This window comes from Rummeliibacillus sp. POC4, assembly GCF_003576525.1.
Classification (GTDB): domain Bacteria; phylum Bacillota; class Bacilli; order Bacillales_A; family Planococcaceae; genus Rummeliibacillus.
In genome coordinates, this window is record NZ_QWUA01000001.1 from 61,467 (window position 1) to 84,419 (window position 22,953).

Annotated in this window: 21 protein-coding genes and 3 riboswitches; of the genes, 13 read left to right on the plus strand and 8 right to left on the minus strand. The window is 35.4% G+C overall.

Features of this window, described 5'->3' with window-relative positions:
* Positions 1-146 precede the first annotated feature (146 nt).
* The 4 genes from D1606_RS00265 to D1606_RS00280 all read right to left on the minus strand — a co-directional run bounded on the left by D1606_RS00265 (position 147) and on the right by D1606_RS00280 (position 4,239).
* Positions 147-818 carry a methionine ABC transporter permease gene (locus D1606_RS00265; protein ID WP_119414010.1) on the minus strand — a complete coding sequence of 224 codons (672 nt, stop codon included), beginning with the start codon at positions 816-818 and terminating at the stop codon, positions 147-149.
* Complete coding sequence (locus tag D1606_RS00270; protein WP_119414011.1) at positions 818-1,837, minus strand: methionine ABC transporter ATP-binding protein; 1,020 nt, start codon at positions 1,835-1,837, stop codon at positions 818-820. Before D1606_RS00270 ends, D1606_RS00265 begins: the two co-directional genes overlap by 1 nt.
* A gap of 62 nt (positions 1,838-1,899) precedes the next feature.
* On the minus strand, positions 1,900-2,724 hold the full coding sequence (locus tag D1606_RS00275) for a MetQ/NlpA family ABC transporter substrate-binding protein (protein ID WP_119414012.1): 825 nt from the start codon (positions 2,722-2,724) through the stop codon (positions 1,900-1,902).
* A gap of 90 nt (positions 2,725-2,814) precedes the next feature.
* Positions 2,815-2,924, minus strand: a riboswitch (SAM riboswitch).
* A gap of 139 nt (positions 2,925-3,063) precedes the next feature.
* Positions 3,064-4,239, minus strand: coding sequence for a pyridoxal phosphate-dependent aminotransferase (locus D1606_RS00280; RefSeq protein WP_119414013.1), 1,176 nt, complete (start codon positions 4,237-4,239; stop codon positions 3,064-3,066).
* Between the two features lie 160 nt (positions 4,240-4,399).
* Here D1606_RS00280 and D1606_RS00285 point away from each other — a divergent pair, with 160 nt between their 5' ends.
* From D1606_RS00285 to D1606_RS00310, 6 genes are all read left to right on the plus strand, one after another.
* Entirely contained in the window at positions 4,400-5,188 is a 789-nt protein-coding gene (locus D1606_RS00285; protein ID WP_119414014.1) for a carbon-nitrogen family hydrolase, read from the plus strand.
* A gap of 398 nt (positions 5,189-5,586) precedes the next feature.
* Positions 5,587-6,843 (plus strand): Y-family DNA polymerase, encoded by a 1,257-nt coding sequence (locus D1606_RS00290; protein WP_119414015.1) that lies wholly within the window; start codon positions 5,587-5,589, stop codon positions 6,841-6,843.
* Positions 6,844-6,882: 39 nt separating this feature from the next.
* Positions 6,883-7,218: a YolD-like family protein gene (locus D1606_RS00295; RefSeq protein ID WP_119414016.1), complete on the plus strand. Its 336-nt coding sequence runs from the start codon at positions 6,883-6,885 to the stop codon at positions 7,216-7,218.
* 121 nt (positions 7,219-7,339) lie between these two features.
* Positions 7,340-7,439, plus strand: a riboswitch (SAM riboswitch).
* A 128-nt stretch (positions 7,440-7,567) separates the two neighbouring features.
* Positions 7,568-8,581 carry a methionine ABC transporter ATP-binding protein gene (locus D1606_RS00300; RefSeq protein ID WP_119414017.1) on the plus strand — a complete coding sequence of 338 codons (1,014 nt, stop codon included), beginning with the start codon at positions 7,568-7,570 and terminating at the stop codon, positions 8,579-8,581.
* Complete coding sequence (locus D1606_RS00305; RefSeq protein WP_119414018.1) at positions 8,571-9,263, plus strand: methionine ABC transporter permease; 693 nt, start codon at positions 8,571-8,573, stop codon at positions 9,261-9,263. The genes D1606_RS00300 and D1606_RS00305 overlap by 11 nt, the downstream gene beginning before the upstream one ends.
* Before the next feature lie 55 nt (positions 9,264-9,318).
* Positions 9,319-10,152 (plus strand): MetQ/NlpA family ABC transporter substrate-binding protein, encoded by an 834-nt coding sequence (locus D1606_RS00310; RefSeq protein WP_119414019.1) that lies wholly within the window; start codon positions 9,319-9,321, stop codon positions 10,150-10,152.
* A 108-nt stretch (positions 10,153-10,260) separates the two neighbouring features.
* Here the strand turns inward: D1606_RS00310 and D1606_RS00315 are convergent, their stop codons facing one another.
* Entirely contained in the window at positions 10,261-10,899 is a 639-nt protein-coding gene (locus tag D1606_RS00315) for a hypothetical protein (RefSeq protein ID WP_119414020.1), read from the minus strand.
* A 245-nt stretch (positions 10,900-11,144) separates the two neighbouring features.
* Between D1606_RS00315 and D1606_RS00320 the strand changes: the two genes are divergently transcribed.
* Positions 11,145-12,092, plus strand: coding sequence for an L-threonine 3-dehydrogenase (locus D1606_RS00320; RefSeq protein WP_119414021.1), 948 nt, complete (start codon positions 11,145-11,147; stop codon positions 12,090-12,092).
* Between the two features lie 161 nt (positions 12,093-12,253).
* Here the strand turns inward: D1606_RS00320 and D1606_RS00325 are convergent, their stop codons facing one another.
* Positions 12,254-12,580, minus strand: coding sequence for a YflT domain-containing protein (locus tag D1606_RS00325; protein ID WP_119414022.1), 327 nt, complete (start codon positions 12,578-12,580; stop codon positions 12,254-12,256).
* 318 nt (positions 12,581-12,898) lie between these two features.
* Here D1606_RS00325 and D1606_RS00330 point away from each other — a divergent pair, with 318 nt between their 5' ends.
* Positions 12,899-14,506, plus strand: coding sequence for a long-chain fatty acid--CoA ligase (locus tag D1606_RS00330; protein WP_119414023.1), 1,608 nt, complete (start codon positions 12,899-12,901; stop codon positions 14,504-14,506).
* 61 nt (positions 14,507-14,567) lie between these two features.
* On the opposite strand, the gene D1606_RS00335 is transcribed toward D1606_RS00330, so the two are convergent.
* On the minus strand, positions 14,568-15,053 hold the full coding sequence (locus tag D1606_RS00335; protein WP_119414024.1) for a QueT transporter family protein: 486 nt from the start codon (positions 15,051-15,053) through the stop codon (positions 14,568-14,570).
* A 7-nt stretch (positions 15,054-15,060) separates the two neighbouring features.
* A riboswitch (PreQ1 riboswitch) is annotated at positions 15,061-15,106 on the minus strand.
* Between the two features lie 291 nt (positions 15,107-15,397).
* Between D1606_RS00335 and D1606_RS00340 the strand changes: the two genes are divergently transcribed.
* The 4 genes from D1606_RS00340 (at position 15,398) to D1606_RS00355 (ending at position 19,085) form a co-directional block, all read left to right on the plus strand.
* On the plus strand, positions 15,398-16,402 hold the full coding sequence (locus tag D1606_RS00340) for an ABC transporter substrate-binding protein (RefSeq protein ID WP_119414025.1): 1,005 nt from the start codon (positions 15,398-15,400) through the stop codon (positions 16,400-16,402).
* A 16-nt stretch (positions 16,403-16,418) separates the two neighbouring features.
* The gene (locus D1606_RS00345; RefSeq protein WP_119414026.1) at positions 16,419-17,441 is read left to right on the plus strand and encodes an ABC transporter permease; all 1,023 of its coding nucleotides are present in this window, start codon (positions 16,419-16,421) and stop codon (positions 17,439-17,441) included.
* Positions 17,434-18,231, plus strand: coding sequence for an ABC transporter ATP-binding protein (locus tag D1606_RS00350; protein WP_119414027.1), 798 nt, complete (start codon positions 17,434-17,436; stop codon positions 18,229-18,231). The genes D1606_RS00345 and D1606_RS00350 overlap by 8 nt, the downstream gene beginning before the upstream one ends.
* A 323-nt stretch (positions 18,232-18,554) precedes the next feature.
* The gene (locus tag D1606_RS00355) at positions 18,555-19,085 is read left to right on the plus strand and encodes a hypothetical protein (RefSeq protein ID WP_119414028.1); all 531 of its coding nucleotides are present in this window, start codon (positions 18,555-18,557) and stop codon (positions 19,083-19,085) included.
* 88 nt (positions 19,086-19,173) lie between these two features.
* On the opposite strand, the gene ilvA is transcribed toward D1606_RS00355, so the two are convergent.
* Positions 19,174-20,433, minus strand: a complete 1,260-nt coding sequence (ilvA, locus tag D1606_RS00360; RefSeq protein WP_119414029.1) for a threonine ammonia-lyase IlvA — start codon at positions 20,431-20,433, stop codon at positions 19,174-19,176.
* Between the two features lie 182 nt (positions 20,434-20,615).
* Here ilvA and D1606_RS00365 point away from each other — a divergent pair, with 182 nt between their 5' ends.
* Positions 20,616-22,778, plus strand: a complete 2,163-nt coding sequence (locus D1606_RS00365; RefSeq protein ID WP_119414030.1) for an ATP-dependent helicase — start codon at positions 20,616-20,618, stop codon at positions 22,776-22,778.
* Positions 22,779-22,953 lie beyond the last annotated feature (175 nt).

Below are 22,953 nucleotides of genomic sequence, written 5' to 3' on the forward strand. Positions count from 1 at the left end.
CGCAGGGAGTAATACTTCATAGCGGATATTTGTTATAAAAAGAAAGGGCTGCCCGTAAGTTACTACTTATAGGACAGCCTTTTTTGATTTCTCATGCTTTACTTGGAAATTTTAGAGGTTTTAATAGGATAGCTTACAAAATCATTCTAATCTTTTTTCAATTTAGCTGCTAAGCGGTTGCCAAAAGATTGAATGATTTGAACAATCACAATTAGTAAGAAAACTGTTGCATACATAACATCTACTTCATAACGTAAGTATCCAAAACGGTAAGCGAGGTCACCAAGTCCACCAGCACCGACCATACCAGCCATTGCTGTTGCACCAATTAAGCTAACAGTTGCAATCGTAAGACCTAATATAATGGACGGTCTTGCTTCACGTAAAATAACATTCCAGATAATTTTTCGAGTTTTGACACCCATTGCTGTATAGGCTTCTACTACACCGGCATCTACTTCTAACAAAGCAGATTCTATTAAACGTGCTATATAAGGAGCTGTATAAACAACGAGTGGAACAATTGCTCCGCGAACACCGATTGTTGTATCAACAATTGCCTTTGTAAAAGGTAAGATAAAGAACAATAATATGATGAATGGGACAGAACGAACAATATTAATGATTAAGTTAATAATTTGATATACAAATTTATTTGCTAAAGCTTGACCAGGTCTAGTTAGAACGACTAGAATACCTAATGCAATACCAATGACAACAGCAAATAGTAAAGAAATTCCGACCATCTGGAAGGTTTCTAAAACTGCTTTCCAAATGATAGGCAGCCATTGATCTACAAATCTTTCATAACGATTCATTAGTTTTCACCTCTTAATTGTTCAGTATGAACACCTTGTTCTTCTAAATATTGAAGTGCTTTGTTCACATCTTGCGAATTTCCATTTAAATGGATGACAATATTGCCGACAACACCATTTTTTAGCTCAATAATATTGGCTGTTAAAATATTAGGAGTTACATTAAATAATTTACTCACTTCAGCCAATGCAGGTTTACCTGTACTTTCTCCAACAAATGTAAGGCGAGTAACGCTCCCTGTTACATTGAGTTGTTCAATTAGTGAATTGGATAGGTTACGTTGTGAAATGGTGCTTAGAAATTTTTTCGTTGTAGGCTGTTGTGGACTCGTGAATAAGTCAATCGTAGAGCCTTGTTCAACAATTTGACCACTTTCTAATACATATACATAATCGCAAACTTTTTGAATAACGTTCATTTCATGAGTGATTAGTAGAATAGTGATGCCAAATTCTTTATTAATTTTAAGTAGTAGGTCAAGAATGGATTCTGTTGTTTCTGGATCAAGAGCACTTGTCGCCTCATCACTTAGTAAAACTTCCGGCTCCTGAGATAGTGCTCTAGCGATAGCAACACGCTGTTTTTGACCACCAGATAATTGAGCTGGATAGTTATTTGCCTTATCTTCCAAATTGACAATTTTCAAATATTTTTCAACGCGTTTTTTTACTTCTTTTTTATCAAAACCTAATAGTTTGAGGGGGAGTGCAATATTGTCGTAAACAGTAGCTGTTTTTAATAGATTAAAACCTTGGAAAATCATACCGATTTTTGTACGAACTGTCCGAAGATTGTTAGGAGAGAGGTCGGTAATTTTTTGATTGTTTATGTATATATCTCCTTCTGTTGGTTTTTCAAGTAAATTTACACAGCGGATTAATGTACTTTTTCCGGCACCACTATAACCAATTACCCCATGAATTTCACCTTTTTTAACATCAATATTGACATCATTAACAGCAGTTATTGTTTTCTTGTTAACTTCAAATTTCTTTGTAACATGTTCTAGTTTAATCATCATATCACTCCTTTTTAAAAGAGATTGCCACCGATGTGATGGCAATCCATGTTAACTATGTTCTACCAAGATGGGATTATAGAACCTTCATATTTCTTTTCTATGAATTTTTTTACTTCATCAGATTGATAAGCTTTCACGAATTTTTTAATAGTTGGATCGTTTTTGTTTTCTTTACGTACAACAATTTCGTTTGTATAAGGTGAATCTGTACCTTCAAGTAAGATAGAGTCCTTTTTAGGGCTAAGTTTAGCTTCTAAAGCAAAGTTTGTATTAATTGCTGCTGCTGCAACTTCAGATAATTGTTTTGGAATTTGTGCAGCTTCTAATTCGATAAATTTAAGATTCTTTTTGTTTTGATCAACATCATAGACTGTTGGAAGGTCATCCCCAGTGTCTTTTAAAGTGATATATCCTTCTTTTTCTAAAATTTCTAGTGCTCGAGAGCCGTTTGTCGGATCGTTTGGAATAGCAATTTTTGAACCATTTGGAATATCATCGAAGTTTTTATATTTTTTAGAGTAGATACCCATTGGAGTTAAAATGGTTTTACCAACAGCTACAAGATTGTCACCTTTATCTTTGTTATATTGTTTTAAGAACGGAACGTGTTGGAAGCTGTTTGCATCTAAGCTACCTTCATGTAATGCTGTGTTAGGTAATACATAATCTGAGAATACTTTTAATTTGATATCTAATCCTTCTTTTTTTGCAACTTCAGCTACTTTTTCTGCGATTTCTTCATGAGGTCCTGCTGTAACACCTATTACTAATTTCTTGGTATTTAATGCAGCAGCTTTACCGTCCTCAGTTTTTTCACCATTGCCACACGCACTAACAACGGCTACAAGTAATAATAAAATAAATGCGAAACTAAATTTTTTCATTTGATTTCCTCCTTTTTGTTCATAAGAGTTTAATAAAAAAGCCCCTCTTCTTTTAATAGTAAGAGGGGCTTCATCTTTTAGAGTTCACCTCTCTTATCTATCAAAACGTTTTGTACGTCTTGCAGGATTTAGCACCTTTCCACGGGTGGGAAGGTTGCCGAGCTTCATAGGGCCAGTCCCTCAGCTACTCTTGATAAGAGGTTTTTATTTAATTTGAAACTTTATGATAATTCAATTTACAGTAAAAATTCAGTATAGTCAATATCATTTTATATAATTCCACCTAGAATAGTATGGATTTTTAATGGCTTTTAATCGAAAATGCATTTATTTTCTAACTTAAACAGTTTCTTTAAAAAAATTAAATTTTTTAATTCTTTTAACAGCTTCAATTATTTGCTTTTCATCTACTAATAATCCTACGCGTATATAACCTTCGCCATATTCTCCAAAGCCGTTACCCGCAGCCACTGCCACATCTGCTTTTTCTAAAAGCAAATCGGCAAATTCCTGACTTGTAAATCCTTTTGGAACAGGAAGCCATGCAAAGAAGGATCCCTTTGGTGCTGTTACAGACCAACCAGCTTCTTTGCAAGCTTTGATTAATGTATTTCGTCTGTTTTCGTAAATCGTCACTTGTTCTGTCACACAAGATTGATCACCAGTTAATGCTTCAACTGCTGCAAGTTGTATTGCCGGGAATAGGCTAACAAAGAGGTGATCTTGTATAAGGTTCAATGCTTCGACGATTTGTGCATTACCAACGGCAAAACCGACGCGCCAGCCTGCCATATTATACGTTTTGGATAATGTATAGCATTCAATACCAACGTCTTTAGCACCTTCAGTTTGAAGAAAACTAATTGGTCTTTTACCATCAAAGCCAATTGCTCCATAGGCGAAATCCTGCAATACGGTAATATCATTTTCTTTTGCTAGTTTGACAGTTTCTTCGTAGAATTCCTTTGTAGCAACGCCGCCTGTAGGATTATTTGGGTAGTTCAAATACATCAATTTTGCTTGTTTCTTAACATCCTCAGAAAGCTTTTGATAATTTGGAAGAAAATCATTTTCAGCCAATAGTGGCATTGTTTCAAATCGAACATCAGCTAATGTAACACCTGATAAATAATCGGGATATCCAGGGTCTGGTAATAGCATCGTATCACCTGGGTTTAAAATTGCTAAAGGTAGTTCAACAAGACCTGCTTTCGCACCAAAAAGAACCGATACTTCTGTAGCAGGGTCAATATCTACATCGTATTCACGCTTATAAAATGTAGTGATGGCTTCTCTTAGTTCAGGTAAACCACGAAAGGGTGAATATTTGTGCATCTGTGGATCGGCAGTTGCCTCTTGCATTGCTTTGACAATATGTGCAGGTGTAGGTTGATCAGGGTTTCCTTGTCCTAAGTTGATCACATCCCTGCCTTCTGCAATGGCCGCGCTTACTTGCTTTACGAGATTTGCGAAAAATTGTTTCGGTAAATTTTGTAGTTTTGTGGATAACTCCATATATGTATTCCTCCAATACATTAAGATTGTGTTAAGTTCATGACTATACATTTCAATCTGATATAGATAGAATAGTATAAAGATGAATTTTCAGAATTAAAAAACGATTTAGTGAAAATACTATAACCTTTTTCAAAAAATGTCCATAGGTGGTGCAAAAATGAAGATCGGATGTATCCAATTAAACGTAGCTTTTGGCGACGTTGAAAAAAATTTTACAAGAGCAGAAGAATTTATAAGAGAAGCAGCTAGTAAAGGAGCTGAACTCGTTATTTTGCCAGAAATGTGGAATACGGGCTATGCATTAGAAAAACTAGGTGAGTTAGCTGATGTGAATGGTGAAAGGACAAAGAAATTCCTCCAAGCATTAGCTTCAGAGCTCCACATCCATATTGTAGGTGGTTCAGTAGCAACGAAAAAAGGAGAAGGATTCTTCAATACAATGTTCACAGTAGATAGTGATGGCGAATTAGTTGGAGAGTATGATAAAGCGCATTTGTTTCGCTTGATGGATGAACATTTATATCTATCTGCTGGTGAGGGGCAAAATAATTTTGAATTAGGAGACTTACAAGGTGCTGGAGTGATTTGTTATGATATTCGCTTCCCAGAATGGCTTCGTCTTCATGCGTTAAATGGCGCAAAAGTTATATTTGTATCGGCACAATGGCCAACTGCAAGAATTGATCATTGGAAAACTTTGTTGCAGGCTCGTGCCATTGAAAACCAAAGTTTTATCATTGCGGTAAATCGCATCAGCCATAAAAAAGAAAACTTTAATGGTCAATCGATGGTGATTGAACCGTGGGGTGAAGTTTTATGGACAGGGAGCGAAGATGAAGAGTTAGCCATAGTCGATGTAGACTTTTCAAAAGTTGATGAGGTACGTAAGAAGATTCCTGTATATGATGATAGACGCCCAGAATTGTATAAAGATATTTTGAAATAACGACTTAAACCCATTTTGCTGAGCAGAGTGGGTTTTAGTTTGGGGATTTTCATATATTTTTTTACGGATTAAAGCATGAGAACTAAATGGACGCATTATGAAAGCCTTTTTTAATTAATGACATCAATTTCACGGAACGTGGATACAATTCAAAATTGCGTGGATTGAAGACGAGAAAGCGTGGATTAAACATGCATTTGCGTGGATTGAAGACAGAAAGGCGTGGATTGAACAAGAAATTCCGTGGATTAAATAGCACGATCTTTAAACGGACTTCCTGAAAAGGATAATACCAACAAAAATATTGTTGTTTATTGGTAAGTGCGAATTCTTACTTGCCATCTCACTTATCTCATTTTAAAATAAGAACAAACGTTCCTTTTGTGAGGTGTGCTGAAATGTATGAAAATATGCCGAGAAGATCCATTATGTGTATAGATATGAGATGTTTTTATGCTAGTTGTATGGCTACTTTAGCTCATTTAGACGTTGAAAAAGAGGCAATTGCAGTTATAGGGAATTTCGAACAAAAAGGAAGTATTGTACTGGCTGCTTCTCCAATAATGAAACAACGTTTTCAAGTGAAAACTGGAACGAGACTATATGAGATACCGAAGCATCCAGATATTCATTTGTTTGAACCTAAGATGGAATACTTTGTACGCATGTCAGTCGAAATCACCAAGTTATTGAACAGCTATGTGCCGAAGGAGGCCATCCATGTATACAGCATTGACGAAAGTTTTGTGGATCTGACTGGCACTGAAAAACTGTGGGGAGATCCTGTAGAAACAGCACACCAAATCCAATATGAACTCTATAACCAATTTGAAATTCCTAGCACAGTTGGGATGGGTCCTAATATGTTATTAGCAAAACTTGCACTTGATTTAGATGCAAAAAAAACAGGGTTTGCGAAGTGGGACTTTGAAGATGTAGAAAAAAAGCTATGGCCTGTTGCACCATTATCTAAAATGTGGGGAATTGGCCATCGAATCGAGCGAACCCTTAATAATATGGGGATTTTTTCTGTTGGGGATTTAGCGCACGCTGATTTAACAACATTAGAAAGGCATTTTGGTATTATGGGCAATCAACTCTACTATCACGCTTGGGGAATTGATCTATCAAAAGTTGGCGAAGCGCCATTGATAGAAGGTCAAATTAGTTATGGTAAAAGCCAAATATTGATGCGGGATTACAACACTAAAACGGAAGTGCTCGCCGTACTTCTAGAAATGTGTGAAGATGTGGCAAGAAGAGCGCGTGAAGCTTATAAAGTAGGACGTACGATTACGCTTGGGATTTCTTATAGCAAAAACGCTTTTGGAGGAGGTTTCCAGCGTTCACGTACGATAGATGAAGCAACAAACGATACGATGATTATTTATCAAATTTGCCAACAGATATTGAACGAACAATACAACGAGCGCCCTGTACGACAAATCAGTGTCAGTATTTCAAAGTTAGAATCAGAACATTCTATGCAACTTAGTTTTTTTGATAAAACACGTTGGAAACGGCGACAACTTGGGACCACAATGGATCACCTTCGTACCCACTATGGTTCTACGGCTCTATTACGTGCCGTATCATATACAAATGCAGGAACAGCTATCGATCGTTCTAAATTACTCGGTGGGCATAAAATTTAAATCTAAAACTGATTCCAATACTAAGGAGTGGTATTACAAATGTTACGTGATCGAGGTAACATAAAATGGACTGCTATGATGTTGCCAGAACATGTACAAAGACTAAGAACCTGGCAACAAGAAGATCAGCAAATCACAAAGCCGACCTTTGATGAATGGACCCTACAAGCCTTAGAGGAAGAACTTTTGCAAGCATATTACGGCAAAAAAGAAGTATTATTAGACGTTTGGCACCAACAAACTAGTGTTCACTATAGAGGAATCATCACCAAACTAATTAGCGAAGAAAAAAAGCTATGCCTACACAATGATACCCAATATAAAGATAAATGGGTTCCGGTAGAATTTATCCTCAATGTTAAGGTATTTGAATAATAGACATAAAATAAGCCAATATAAAAATATTTTTAAATAATTTATTTTTTCTAAAAATAGATTGACAAATAATATAAAAAGAAATAATATGGTTAACATAAACTTACAACTTAACAAATGGAATTTATCAAGAGTGACTGAGGGATAGGCCCTGTGAAGTCCAGCAACCCCCGTTTGGGAAGGTGCTAATTCCTACAGAATTTATTTCTGAAAGATAAATCGACATCTGATTAGAAGATACATCTTTCAGTAGAAGGATGTATCTTTTTTTAGTAGGAATACATAGTTTTTCAATAGAAATTATGAATTTTTGTGCAATAGTAATTTAACAATGATTAGAGGGATGTATATGCTGGAAATACAAAATGTATCAAAGATTTACAAGGTAAAAAAGAAAAGCGTAACCGGTGTAGATCATGTCTCATTGACAATTGATAACGGAGAGATATTTGGAATAGTTGGTTATTCTGGAGCAGGCAAGAGTTCCTTATTACGGTGCATTAATTTATTAGAACAGCCAACAGATGGACAGATATTAATCGATGGTCAAGATTTAACAAAATTAAAAGGTGAGCAACTTCGACAAGCACGATTGAAAATCGGGATGATTTTCCAACACTTTTACTTAATTAGCCAAAAAACAGTAGGGGAAAATATTGAGTTTGCATTGAAAGCTGCAAATATATCAAAAGAAAAGAGAAATGAAAGAGTCAAAGAGTTGCTCCATATGGTTGGTTTGTCAGATAAAAAAGATGTGTTTCCAGCCCAGTTAAGTGGTGGACAAAAACAGCGTGTGGGAATCGCAAGAGCATTAGCTAATAACCCCTCTATATTACTTTGCGATGAAGCAACATCAGCGCTTGACCCAACAACAACAACCTCTATTTTACGATTGTTAAAGAAAATCAACCGAGAACTTGGTATTACAATTATTCTAATAACACATGAAATGGACGTTGTGAAGGAAATTTGTGATCGCATGGCGATTATGCAAAATGGAAAGGTAATCGAAGAAGGGGCGGTTTATGATATTTTCGCCAACCCTGAAAAGCCCCTAACGCAAGAATTTATAAACAGTGTAGTGTCGTTTGATATTCCACCAACCATTTTACAAAACGTCAAAGGGAGAATTGTTAAAATCTTATTCAAAGGTGATGTAGCTGGCGAAGGTGTCATTTCAGATATGCTACAACAATTTGAAGTACGTGGGAACTTTCTACATGGCACGATTGAATATATACAGGAAAGGCCACTCGGCATTTTCCTAATGGAACTGAATGGGCAAGTTGCAGATATTAACCGTTCGATTTCCTATATGGAAAGTCGTGGAGTCACAGTGGAGGTGTTAGACAATGTTATTTGATCCTAGTCATTTTACAGAAATGCTTCCTGATATTTGGAAAGCATTTGGTCAAACGCTTCTAATGGTAGGGATTTCTTTAGCAGTAGCCTTGGTGATTGGTTTACCACTTGGTTTGCTTTTATTCATCACAGGAAAAGGCTTGTTTTCTACAAGTAGATCCGGTTTACTTGGTAACCGCTTTGTGAATGTAGTGGTTGGCTTTATCGTTAACTTAATACGTTCAATTCCATATATCATTCTTTTAGTAGCGTTATTCCCAGTTACTAAGTGGTTAATAGGCGATACGATAGGGCCTATTGCAGCAAGTGTTTCTTTGTCAGTCGCATCAATTCCGTTTTTCGCAAGACTTGTTGAAACATCACTTCGAGAAATTGATAAAGGTGTTATTGAGGCGTCTATTGCTGTAGGAGCGACGCGTTGGATGATTATTAAGGACGTGTTACTCCCAGAAGCAAAGTCTGGTGTCATTCAAGGAATCACCATGACAATTATTAGTTTAGTAGCATACTCAGCAATGGCAGGAATCATCGGTGGTGGTGGTATTGGTGACCTAGCAATTCGCTTTGGCTACTACCGTTATGACAACACTATTATGATCGCGACAGTTGTGATATTAATCATCATTGTCCAAGCAATTCAATTAGCAGGAGACGCGATTGCAAAAGCAGTCGATAAACGTTAAAAGTAACTAGCATTCTGAAAAAATAGCTTTTTATAAAAAATTGGGGGTTTTAAACATGAAGAAATTTTTGTTTAGCGTATTAACGCTAGTACTAGCAGTGGCTTTAGCGGCTTGTGGTGGAGATAAATCAAAAGATACAAGTAAAGCAACAAAAACAAAAGACATTACAATTGGTGCAACAGCAGGTCCATATAGTGATATGCTTAAAAAAGCAATCGTACCGGAGCTTGAAAAGAAAGGATACAAAGTAGAGTTAAAAGAATTTAGTGATTATATCCAACCGAACAAAGCATTAGATTCTGGTGACATTGATGCGAATTTATTCCAACACTCTATCTACTTAGAAAACTTTAACAAACAAAATGGAACAAAAATCAAAGGTCTAATCATTGTACCAACAGCACCAATGGGCTTTTTCTCTAAAAAATATAAATCAGTCGATGATATCAAAGATGGAGCAACAATTGCCATTGCAAACGACCCATCAAACTTAGCTCGTACTTTAAAATCTTTACAAGATCAGGGACTAGTCAAAATTGATGATAATATTGACCAATTAAAAGCTTCTACAAAAGATATAAAGGAAAATCCTAAAAACTTAAAATTCAAAGAAATTGAAGCAGCAGGACTTCCTCGTGCTGTAGAAAGTGCGGATCTAGCTGGTGTACCAGGAAACTTTGCATTAGCAGCAGGTATGAAATTAGACGATGCCGTATTCCTAGAAAACATGCCTGATCAATTCCGTAATGTCGTAGCAGTGCGTGAAGCAGATGAAAATTCACAACTTGCAAAAGATCTTAAAGAAGTTGTTGAATCTGATGAATTTGAAAAAGTAATCGATTCACAATTCAAAGGATTTGGTAAACCTGATTGGATGAAAAATAAATAGAATCAGTCCTAATCGCATATGTTCGATATAAACAAAAAGGGAAATTGCCTGGCGCAATTTCCCTTTTTATATGGGCTATTCAATATTCTTTTATAGAAAAGCAGCCAATCAGCTTTTCATTTTCCCTTCCATTTCTTGAAAGCTATAAACGAGCAAATACTTTTGAATACCTCTAGCTTGTTTAATAGCTTTTGTTGAATGATACTTAAAATTTTTCCTATCTTGTTGTTTAAAAGAGATTAAACTTTCAATGGAAGGCGACATCCACTTTTCTGTGAATTTGGGTATTAAAGCTTTAGCTTGTTCATAGTTTCCTAAAAATACTTCACTGTGGGCAATCATATAGCTTTGGAATGGTTCTCTTGTAATTTGCTTTGCTTCAGATAAGGCACGATGATAATCCTTCTCTAGCATTGCAAGTATAGAAGCGTAGTTATGCTTGACGTACGGTTGCTTATAGGAGGTGATTATTTTTTGTAGAGCGGCTTTTTGTTCGGCGACAGTCTGATGTGCGATTGCATAAGGGTATGCATAGAGAGAGCGATGCTTATTTGATTCAAGAAAATGTTCCACTTTTTTTAGATTGTTTGTCCATAATAATGCGTTGAAGTGAGGATACATGGTAAATGAAAAAACATAAAGAAAAAGTAAAATGAAAATTAGCCATTTAGATATATCCATTAATAGCAAAAAAGTACAAGCGATAATTGCAAATAAATAAATCAGTGTCAATTTCCATAATTGCATGAGCTTCACTCCTTTTCATTTATTATAATTAAAATATTCAAAAAAGTCTTTTTGTATATGTGTTCTTTTAAGAGAAACAACTATTGTGTTTTTAAAGAATACAATATATAATATTTTTAACGAAAAATATAGTAATAACGTTAAATAAAAGCGTTATTAATGTACACTCTAAAAATACAGTTGTATTTTTATAAAATATGTACACTCCAAAAATACATATGTAGTTGACAGAAGGAGGAGTAACAATGAAAAAAATTATGATTACTGGTGCATGTGGACAAATTGGATCTGAGTTAGTGGCGAAATTACGCGATGAATATGGTAAGGATAATGTGTTGGCGACAGATATAAGAAAAGTATCTACACAAGCAGGACCGTTTGAGGTTCTTGATGTCATGGATGCTACACGTATGCACGATATAGCAAAAGCATTTGGTGCCGATACAATGATGCATATGGCGGCGTTATTATCTGCAACTGCAGAAGAAAAACCACTATTCGCTTGGAATTTAAATATGGGTGGCCTTGTTAATGCATTAGAAGTTTCTCGTGAATTAGGTTTACAATTCTTCACACCAAGTTCTATCGGTGCATTTGGACCTTCAACACCAAAACATAATACGCCTCAAGATACTTTGCAACGTCCAACAACCATGTATGGTGTTAACAAAGTGGCTGGTGAGCTTTTATGTGACTACTATCATACTCGTTTTGGATTAGATACACGCGGTGTCCGTTTCCCAGGTTTAATCTCAAATGTTACGCCTCCTGGTGGTGGTACAACAGATTATGCTGTTGATATTTACTACAAAGCTGTACAAGAAGGAAAATATACGTCTTATATCGCAAAAGATACTTACATGGATATGATGTATATGCCAGATGCCTTACAAGCAATTGTTGACTTGATGGAAGCAAACCCAGATAAGTTAATACACAGAAATGCCTTTAACTTAACAGCTATGAGTTTTGAACCTGAACAAATAGCTGCTTCTATTCGCAAACAAATGCCTAAATTCAAAATGGATTATGACGTAGATCCCGTTCGTCAAGCGATTGCAGATAGCTGGCCAGATTCTCTTGATGCAAGTGCCGCAAAAGAGGAATGGGGATTTAACGCAAAATATGATTTAGATGCAATGACAATAGATATGCTAAAAAAATTAGAAAAAAAAATTAGCCATTCAGCATAATTTTGAACAAAAAGAGAATCCCATTCTGGATGAATTGGGATTCTCTTTTTTATGAAATAAAGGAGTGCCAAAAAGAAATAAAACACTCTAAAAAAGAAATAAAAACCACCAAAAAGAAATAAACCTCACTAAAATAGAAACAACAACGCCTAACTAAAAATTTATTGCAATCCTTTAGCGATAATAATAAGTTTACCTTGATCTAACTCTTTTTCTGCAACAGCTGCTTCTTCTTTGCTTAACCCTATAGCTTCCATTTGGTTGCGAAGTTCGTTTCCACGAGAAACGATAATATTTTTCATCGTATTAAAAAAGCCTTGGTCCTTCATCCCTACTTCAGCAGTTTTGAAAGCATTAGTAATATCTTCTTCACGTTCATCGTAGTGGGCAAAAACATAAATACTATCACGTTTAAGACCTTGTGATTCCAACTTCTCAATCTGACTTTTTGCTTGAACTACATTTTCTACAGAAAAATTATGAATCATAAGCTTCTCCTCCTATTTGAATTCTCCTTAAGTTATTCCCAAAAGTGACAAGAATACACGTTGTTTTCATATTTTCAGCGTACATCGGTATAAAATATTTTAATCTACTACCATATATTCACACATAATTCTCTTAAGAAATCATAGTATTAACTAGATTGAATTGATTTCATTATTTTTAAACTTTTTAAATAAAGTTTACTAATGGAATTGGGTCTCATATAGATAAATGCATAATATGGATGGAAAATATCTACATTATGTGAAAACTTACTTGATGTGTTTTTAAAAGTATTTTTACAAAGGAGATGATTTAACATGATGCAAGCACCGTTAGTATTAACAGATTTCGTAAAGAGGGCAGAGCGTTATTTTCCAAAGAAACTCATTATTTCAAGAACGGCAGAAAATACGATTCATCGTATAACTTACAAGGAGTTTGGACAACGTACTAGAAAGTTAGCAAAAGCTTTAACGAAATTAGGCATGAAGAGGGGCACAAAGGTTGGTTCTTTTGCATGGAATCATCATCGACATTTAGAAGCATATTTTGCGGTTCCTTGTGCAGGAGCAGTTCTTCACATGATTAATATCCGTCTCTCACCAGAACATATTATTTATATTATCAATCATGCAGAAGATGAGATTCTATTAATTGATGGGGATCTATTTCCATTGGTAGAAAAGGCAATTCCAATGTTAAAGTCAGTAAAACATATTGTCGTCATGCAAGATGGATTAGAACTACCTGAAACAACGCTAGAGAATGTTCATTCATACGAACAATTACTAGCCGATGCGGGAGAGGATTACGAATTCCCAGAGGACTTAGATGAAAATATGCCAGCTGGGATGTGCTATACAAGTGCAACTACAGGATTTCCTAAGGGCGTTGTTTATACGCATCGTAGTTTAGTACTTCACAGTATAGCACTTGGTTTAGCAGATTCACTTGGGATTCGCGAAAGTGATGTGGCTATGCCAGTTGTTCCAATGTTCCATGTAAATGCATGGGGAATGCCTTTTGCTGCAGTTAATTTTGGAACAACTCAAGTATTACCAGGCCCAATGTTCACGCCAGCATTATTATTAGATTTGATAGAACAAGAAAAAGTGACATTAACAGCCGGCGTACCAACAATTTGGCTAGGGGTTTTAAAAGAATTAGAAGGGAATCCTAGAGATATTTCTTCTTTACGTACCATTATAAGTGGTGGATCAGCTTCACCGAAAGGTTTGATCAAAGCCTTTGAAGAAAAGTATAACGTACCATTTATCGTAGGCTATGGTATGACAGAAACTTCACCGATAGTTAGTTTATCTACCTATACTACTGAAATGGAGCAATGGTCAAAAGAAGAAAAATTAGACATTCGTGCAACACAAGGTTTAACAGTATCTTTGATCGAAACTCGTGTTGTAAATGAGACTGGTGAAGTGCCTTGGGACGGAAAGACGATGGGTGAGTTAACAATCAGGGGACCATGGATTGCCGACGAATACTATCGTGACGAAAGAACAGCAGAAGCATTTAAAGACGGTTGGTTATATACAGGAGACATCGCAGTCATGACACCTGAAGGTTATATTAAAATAACTGATCGTGTAAAAGATCTGATTAAGAGTGGGGGAGAATGGATTTCCTCGGTAGATCTTGAAAACGCTTTAATGACACATGAAGATGTGTTTGAAGCAGCCGTTATTGCGATACCAGATGAAAAATGGCAAGAAAGGCCGTTAGCATGTATCGTTCTAAAAGAAGGAAGAACAACGACAAAAGAACAATTACTTACCTATTTAGAAGGACAATTTGCAAAATGGTGGGTACCAGATCATGTAGTTTTCTTAAAGGAAATCCCTAAGACATCTGTTGGGAAATTCCTAAAAGCAAAACTTCGAGAAGATTTAAAAAGTCTAAAATTATAAAATTACAAAAGAGCAATTTCCTATGTCAACCTGACAGGAAATTGCTCTTTTTTATAAAATACTAATCTATTAATCGACCAAAGTGAATGCGCTTATTAAGTGCTGATATAACGGGAATTCCGACAGCCATTACAACAAATTCACCAACAGCTACTGTCAACCATGTAAATAGGAATGGTAGATTTAACGCAAGATTCAACTCAATTGCAATGATGAACATTGTAATCGTGAACACAATTGTATTGAAAATCATGCGAGATAGTTGGCCTTTGATAAAGCGAGCCGAAAAAATAGTAATGCTAAGTGCTAGAATCGATTGTCCTACACCAAATACTAAATCATACGTTCCAAGTGGTGAGAAAAGATTAGTGACAACTACACCAAGTACAATGCCAATCATATATTTTTTGTTAAAAACAACAAGATGATTGAACATTTCTGATATGCGAAATTGTACATTTGTAAAGCCAAAGGGCGCAATAAGCATTGAAACCGCAACGTAAAGAGCGGCAATAATTGCGCTAACTGCTAAAGATTTTGTCTTCATTATTAAGTTCCCCCTAGTTTTTTTTACGTGGGATGGTCTCGAACCACGTTACTTTTAATCAACCAAAAATCAATTTTAAATCTATGAAAATAGAATGTCAAACTTTCATTAATTAAAAGAGTGATTAAATAGGCTATTGAGTACATTAAAAAATTCACAAATTAGACACAAATTAAAGGAGGACTCCGGAACTCCTTATACGCCAATGATTCAACGGGTTGAAGCGCTAAAGTTTGGCGTCTTAAAGTTTTCAAATATTCTAAATATTATTGACTATTGTAAGAGCATTCTGTAATATTACAATAATTCTTTATTATATAGAAGAAAAATAGGGGGATTGCTATATGAAGAAAACAAAAAAGTATGTATTACTTTTAATAACAGCTATAGTCGTTTTAGCCTTAGCAGCATGTGGTAGCAAAAATGATTCATCATCTAACAAAGAAGATTCAAATGCAGGGGCAGATAGCAAAACATATAAAGTTGGTATAACACAAATAGTGGAGCATCCATCATTAAACGAAGCTACAAAAGGATTTAAAGCAGCACTAAAAGATGCTGGTTTAAAAGTTGAGTATCAAACAGAAATTGCGCAAGGCGATCAAAGTGTTAATACAACAGCAGCTAATAATTTAGTAGGCAGCGGAGCGGATTTGATCTTTGCAAATTCAACACCAAGTGCTCAAGCTGTAGCAGCAGCAACATCTGATATCCCAATTGTGTTCACATCAGTAACAGATGCAGTAGGGGCAGAATTAGTTAAATCAATGGAAAAACCAGGTGGTAACGTAACAGGAACGGTAGATACACATCCTGAAGCAATTCCAGATACTGTGAAGTTCTTATCCGAACAATTAGGGGCTAAAAAAGTAGGAATGGTATTTAACTCTGGTGAACAAAATTCACGAGTACAAGTTGATAGAGTGAAAAAGGAAGCAAAAAATGCTGGAATTACAATAGTAGAAGCATCTGCATCTACATCAGCGGAGGTAAAACAAGCGACAGAATCACTAGTTAGTAAAGTTGATGCAATTTACATTATTACTGATAACACAGTAGTATCAGCTCTTGAATCTGTATTAGATGTAGCAAATGACAAGAAAATTCCTGTCATGGTAGGGGAATTAGATTCAGTAGCACGCGGTGGTCTTGGAGCATACGGTTTCAGTTATTATGATATTGGTTATGAAGCTGGACAAAAAGCTGTAGAAATTCTAAAGGATGGTAAAAAGCCAGCAGATATTCCTGTAGCATACCCTGCAAACTTAAAGTTGGAAATTAACAAAACAACAGCAGATAAAATTGGCGTAGACATTAAAGAAGAATGGAAAGCAGAAGTAGTTAAATAGATTGGAGATGATTCATGTGTTTACAGCAATTTTTGGCTCAGTGGAGCAAGGGATCATCTACGCTATTATGGCACTCGGAGTGTATCTAACATTCCGAGTGTTAGATTTTCCTGATTTAACAGTAGACGGCAGTTTTGTAACAGGTGCCGCAACCGCAGCAACAATGATTACACTAGGATACAATCCGATTATTTCCACATTATGTGCAACATTAGCTGGCTTTGTTGCCGGTTCAATTACAGGCCTCCTACACACTAAAGCAAAAATCAATCCACTACTATCAGGGATATTAATGATGATTGCTTTATACTCCATTAACTTGCGAATTATGGGATTGACTATAGATACAGCTGTTGGACGCCCGAATATTCCACTCGCAAACTCAGATTCACTTTTTACTCTATTTTTTGGATTTTGGGAAAAGCTTGGAATAGATACTGCTTTAAACAACATGTTACTAAGCTTAGGTGTAGAACATGTTCCGAATACATGGGGCACAATTTTTATCATGTTCGTTTTGACATTTGCGATTAAGTTTACCTTCGACTGGTTCTTAAAAACAGAAGTGGGTTTAGCAATTCGTGCAACAGGAGATAACGACAAGATGATTCGTAGTTTCTCTGCAAATACAGATACACTAGTGATTTTAGGGTTAGGTTTATCCAATGGACTGGTTGCACTATCAGGCGCTCTAATTGCACAATATGGTAAATTTGCTGATGTTGGAATGGGAATCGGCATGATCGTTATTGGTTTAGCTTCTGTTATTATTGGGGAAGCCATTTTCGGAACAAAGACAATCGTTCGTACAACATTTGCTGTCATTTTCGGTGCGATTATTTATCGAATTGTTCTTGCATTAGCATTACAAGTAGAGTTTTTAGATACAGGAGATATGAAGTTAATCACAGCAATTATAGTTGTCATAGCATTAGTAGTACCAACGCTTCGAAAAAAACGGAAAGACAAGGTTCGAAAAGCAAAACGTCGTGCAGAACGTGCTTTAGCAGAAAGACGGGAGGCGAAGACAATTGCTTAACCTAAAAGGAATCAACAAAATCTTCAATGAAGCAACGCCCGATGAAAAAGTAGCTCTAGATAATATTACTCTAGACTTAAAAGAAGGGGATTTTGTCACGGTTATTGGTAGTAACGGTGCTGGAAAGTCAACAATGATGAACATGATTTCCGGAGCTTTACTTCCTGACTTTGGGCATATAAAAATTGATGGTAAAGATGTAACAAGATTACCAGAATATAAACGTTCACAATTTATAGGTCGTGTATTCCAAGATCCAATGGCAGGAACAGCGCCAACGATGACAATCGAGGAGAACCTTGCCATTGCGTATTCGCGTCATCAAAAACGTTCACTACGTATTGGTGTAAATAAAAAACGTAGAGAATTTTTTAAAGAATCTTTAGCAACCTTACATTTAAATCTAGAAAATCGCTTAAATGCGAAGGTCGGTCTTTTATCAGGTGGGGAACGCCAAGCATTATCACTATTAATGGCAACTTTTACTAAGCCTAATATTCTCTTGCTTGATGAACATACAGCGGCACTTGATCCATCAAGAGCGGAACTAATCACGAATCTTACTAAACAACTTGTTGAAAAAGATAACCTAACTACATTAATGGTAACGCATAATATGCAACAAGCCATTGACTTAGGAAATCGACTAATTATGATGGATAAGGGACAAATCATTTTAGAAGTAGAACCATCAGCGAAAAAAGATTTACAAATCGATGATTTAATGGCCGAATTCCAACGTATACGTGGAGAGAAAATGGTGTCAGATCGAACTCTATTAAGTGTTTAATAAGGAGAAATACCGGTGACTTTCTGTTTTACTTTGAACGGAAAGTCGCCTTTTTCTCTATTTTTTACATGATTTGTTTGAAATTGAAACCGTGCACCCGAAAATCGTCTTTCTAGAAAGGAAATTTATGCTTTTAAATAAAAAACTTAATATTAAATCGAATCGCTCATACTCATACGCCTAAGAAAATGAATTATTATAGCCTAAAGGATATAATTAAATTAAGTTTAATAAACAAAAAAGGTCCTGCAAACAAATATCCGTTATAATAGAATAAATTCAGTTACCATTAACGAATCTACCAAGAGTCGAGGAGCATTCATATGAATAAATTTTTGCCAAATTTATGGAGTACACTTTTATTATTAGTCGTAGGCTTTTTAACAATTGTTGGTGCTATTGCTCAAATTGCTAACAATCCGGATTTAACTAGTTGGACATGGCGTCAATTTGTTATGCTTTTTGTTGGAATATGTGTTTATTTTTCATTTTCATTTTTAGGCTTTTATTATTTGATTGCTCGTATAAAGAAACGTGGGATTTGCTGGGACGATGAAGGGGTTAAGATAGATTTTAGTCATCATAAAATCTATTGGTATGAAATTGAAGATATACAATGCATAAATCATCCTGGCATTGGTAGATCAACGGTTATTTCTACATCGGAAAAGTATGGAAAAGACATCCAAAAGCGCCTTAGTAAATGGAACCCGACAGTGTCTGGTTACTCTTTTGATATATTTTGGGTTAGCGTACAAAATGCTAAAACGATGCATGAACAGCTTCTAAATGAGTTTGAAAATCATAAAAAAAGTAAAGTATCAGCATTTCATAACAACTATTCAATACAGTAAAACCTCCAAAGATCATGGCTTCTTTGGAGGTTTTGTTACGTTACGTAGGAAGATTTCAATTTGTTTTATTTAAAGTTAAGCTACATACTTATACTAATAATGCAAATAGTGTACTATCATTGTTTACTTCTTTGAAAGAAAATCCATTATGCTTCATGCGATCGAGTAATCCTGCATAATCTTCAGGATTTTTTAATTCGATGCCTACTAGTGCAGGACCACTTTCTTTATTATTTTTCTTTGTATATTCAAAGGTTGTAATATCATCCTCTGGTCCTAATACTTCCGTTAGGAATTGGCGAAGTGCACCAGCTCGTTGTGGAAAACTAACAAGGAAATAATATAATAATCCTTCATGAATAAGTGATTTTTCTTTTATCTCTTGCATACGACTAATATCATTGTTACCGCCACTAATGATACAAACAACAGATTTGCCTTTAATTTGATCTTTATAATAATCGAGTGCAGCAACAGGTAGAGCACCAGCAGGCTCTGCAATAATTGCGTGCTTATTATATAAATCTAAAATTGTCGTACAATCTTTTCCCTCAGGTACTGTAACAATATCGTCTACATACTTTTTACAAATCTCAAATGTTTTTTCTCCAACACATTGAACAGCTGCTCCATCCACGAACTTATCAATATGAGGTAACTCGACTGGATGACCTTCAGCAAGAGCTTCTTTCATACTTGCTGCACCAGCAGGTTCAACACCAATAATAGAGGATTGTGGTGAAAGATTTTTAACGTACGCAGAGATTCCGGAGATTAGTCCGCCGCCCCCAATACTAGCAAATACAAAATCAAGTGGCTCTTCAATATCATTCATCACTTCCACAGCAACTGTACCTTGTCCGGCAATAATATCTGCATCATCGAATGGATGGATGAAAATATGACCATCTGCATCAGAAAACTCCATTGCACTTTTCGCGGAATCATCGAAAGTATCTCCAGCTAAAATAATTTCGACGAATTCACGACCAAACATCCTTACTTGATCAATCTTTTGCTTTGGTGTGGTTGTTGGCATGAAAATATGCCCGTAAATGCCTAAATGTGCACAAGCATAAGCTACACCTTGTGCATGATTTCCTGCACTTGCACAAACAACACCTTTTTCACGTGCTTGTTCTTCGATTGTTTTAATTTTATAGTAGGCCCCGCGAAGTTTAAACGAGCGAACATGTTGTAAATCTTCACGTTTTAAGTAAACATTACTTTCATATTTTTCTGATAAATATTCATTCTTTTGTAAAGGTGTATGTACGACGACATCCTTCAAAAATTGATAGGCGATTAGTACGTTTTCCACCTGTACAGTTTTGTCTTGTACAGTCACATTAAAACCTCCCACTTTCTGTAAGATTCAAAAGAGTTTAACTAATTATAGCTCTAAAAATCCGAAATTTTAAGTCAATTCTAAATATTTTATATAATAATTACAAAAATGATGAAAAAGGTTATACGAACGATATTTTCGTTATAATAGAAAGAACATAATAAGAGGAAGGTTAGTGCAGTATGAACTTTTTTGAGAAGATGCAAAAGTTGACAGGAGTATGTCTGAATGAAGTACAACAAAAAGCTGTACGTTATTCGAAAGGACCGCTATTACTACTTGCATCCCCAGGGTCAGGGAAAACAACAACATTGAATATGAAAATAGGGTATTTATTATTGGTAAAAAAAGTACCTGCACATAAAATTCTAGCCATCACTTTTAGTAAGGCTTCAGCCGTAGACATGGCTGCAAGGTTTGATCAATTCTTCTCATCTGTTATTCGTGAACGTGTTCACTTTTCTACAATTCATAGTATTGCATTTCAAATTGTACGCGAGTATTTCTCTATTCATCACCAAAACTTTGAAATTATTGAGGGAAATCTGAACAATGATTTTGATAAAAAGACAATTTTGCGGAATATCTTCGCACAAAAACGCAATACAATTCCTTCTGAAGATGAAATGGATGAACTAATAACATACTGTAGTTTTGTCAAAAATAGAATGATTCCTGAAGATTCTCTTGTTCAAAAAAAGACGATGATGCCAGGGCTTGTAGATATGTATAAACAGTACGAAGCTTTTAAGGTCCAATATCCAGGATTAGTGCTATTAGATTTTGATGATATGTTAACTTATTGTTATAAAGCATTGAGTGAAGACGAGTTCTTACGAAACAAGTATCAACAACGATTTGAATATATTTTAACGGATGAAAGCCAAGATAACTCAGTTATTCAACATGAAATTGTCTATCTTCTAGCTGCTCCACAATTTAATATTTGTGTAGTAGCAGACGATGATCAGTCGATTTTTATGTGGCGGGGAGCAGATGTAAGAAAGCTTCTCAATTTTAAAAAGATCTATCCAAATGCCAAGACTGTGACGATGGCACAAAACTATCGCTCGACGTCAGAAATAGTAGATACTGCAAACGAATTTATTAAAAGGAATCGGCATCGTTATCCGAAGAAGATGTTCACAGAAAATCCAGCGGGTGAACCAATTGAAATTCATAATTTGAAACGCTATGATTTACAACTTAATTATGTTGTTGGTGAAATACAAAAAGCAGAACATCCATCAGAAGTTGCTATTTTATATCGCAACAATAACTCAGCCATTTTACTGTGCAATAAGCTAATGGATGAAGGCATTCCCTTCTATATGAAAGATGTTGAGTTAAAGTTTTTCCGTCATTGGATTGTAGAAGATATTTTAAATATTATGAGACTTTCTTATAATGATTCGCGCGTCGATATTTTGGAAAAGGTTTATACAAAAATTGGCGCCTATATTAAAAAAGGACAAATTCAACAACTACAAAGAAGTGCTAGTAAAGAATCAGCATTTGACCGGTTGCAAAAAATTGTCCATGCCCCGTACCAAGAGCAAGTGCTAAAAAGGGCAAAGCAAACCATTCATAAACTTCAAATACAAGAACCTTATGAAGCGATTCAAATGATTCGCCAAAAATTAGGATATGATAAGTCCTTAAAAAACATGGCTGAACATTTGCGGATGAATGAGGATAACTTATTCGACGTTTTAAATACATTAGAGCAAATTGCTAAAGAACGTCCAGATCTAGAATCATTTGCCCGACGCTTAAAAGAAATTGAAAAGCTAATGCGAACTTCTAAAATGTATAAAGGCCAAAACGTTGTAACTCTATCAACACTACATAGTTCAAAAGGATTGGAATATGACAGTGTATATATGATTGATTTAATCGAGGGGATTCTACCAAATCATGAGGATATTAAAGAGTACGAATTAGGAAATACAGATGAAATGGAAGAAGCAACACGCCTCTTTTATGTGGGGATGACACGAGCACGTCATCATTTAGAATTGCTAACTTACAATGTTCGAAGTGATGTGCATGTAAAAGAATCACGCTTTGTTCAAAATGTCCGTAGAATCATCGCGCCAGAAGATGTGAAACAAACGACAGCAAGGAAACAACCTAAACGCCCAAGTTATCAAGTAATATCTGAAAATGCAATTACAGATGAATCAGATTTAAGTATAGGACATGAAGTAGAACATCATTTATATGGAGTTGGAAGAATTACAAGCATTACGTTAGACTCAATTGAAATTGATTTTGAATCCGTAGGTCCTAAAAAGTTCATGCTAGATTTTTGTTTGAGTCATGGATATTTAAAAAGAACATAGGCAAATAAGGAATACACAATAATTTTACAAAATTACGATGAGAGTAAAGATCTTTCAACGGAATCTTATAGCAAAAATGACATTGAATATTTTATATCCAGTTTCAATCTGAAATATATTATTGAGGCGTATTATTAAAAAAAGGCTATACCAAAGTATTTAGAAGCATACTTTG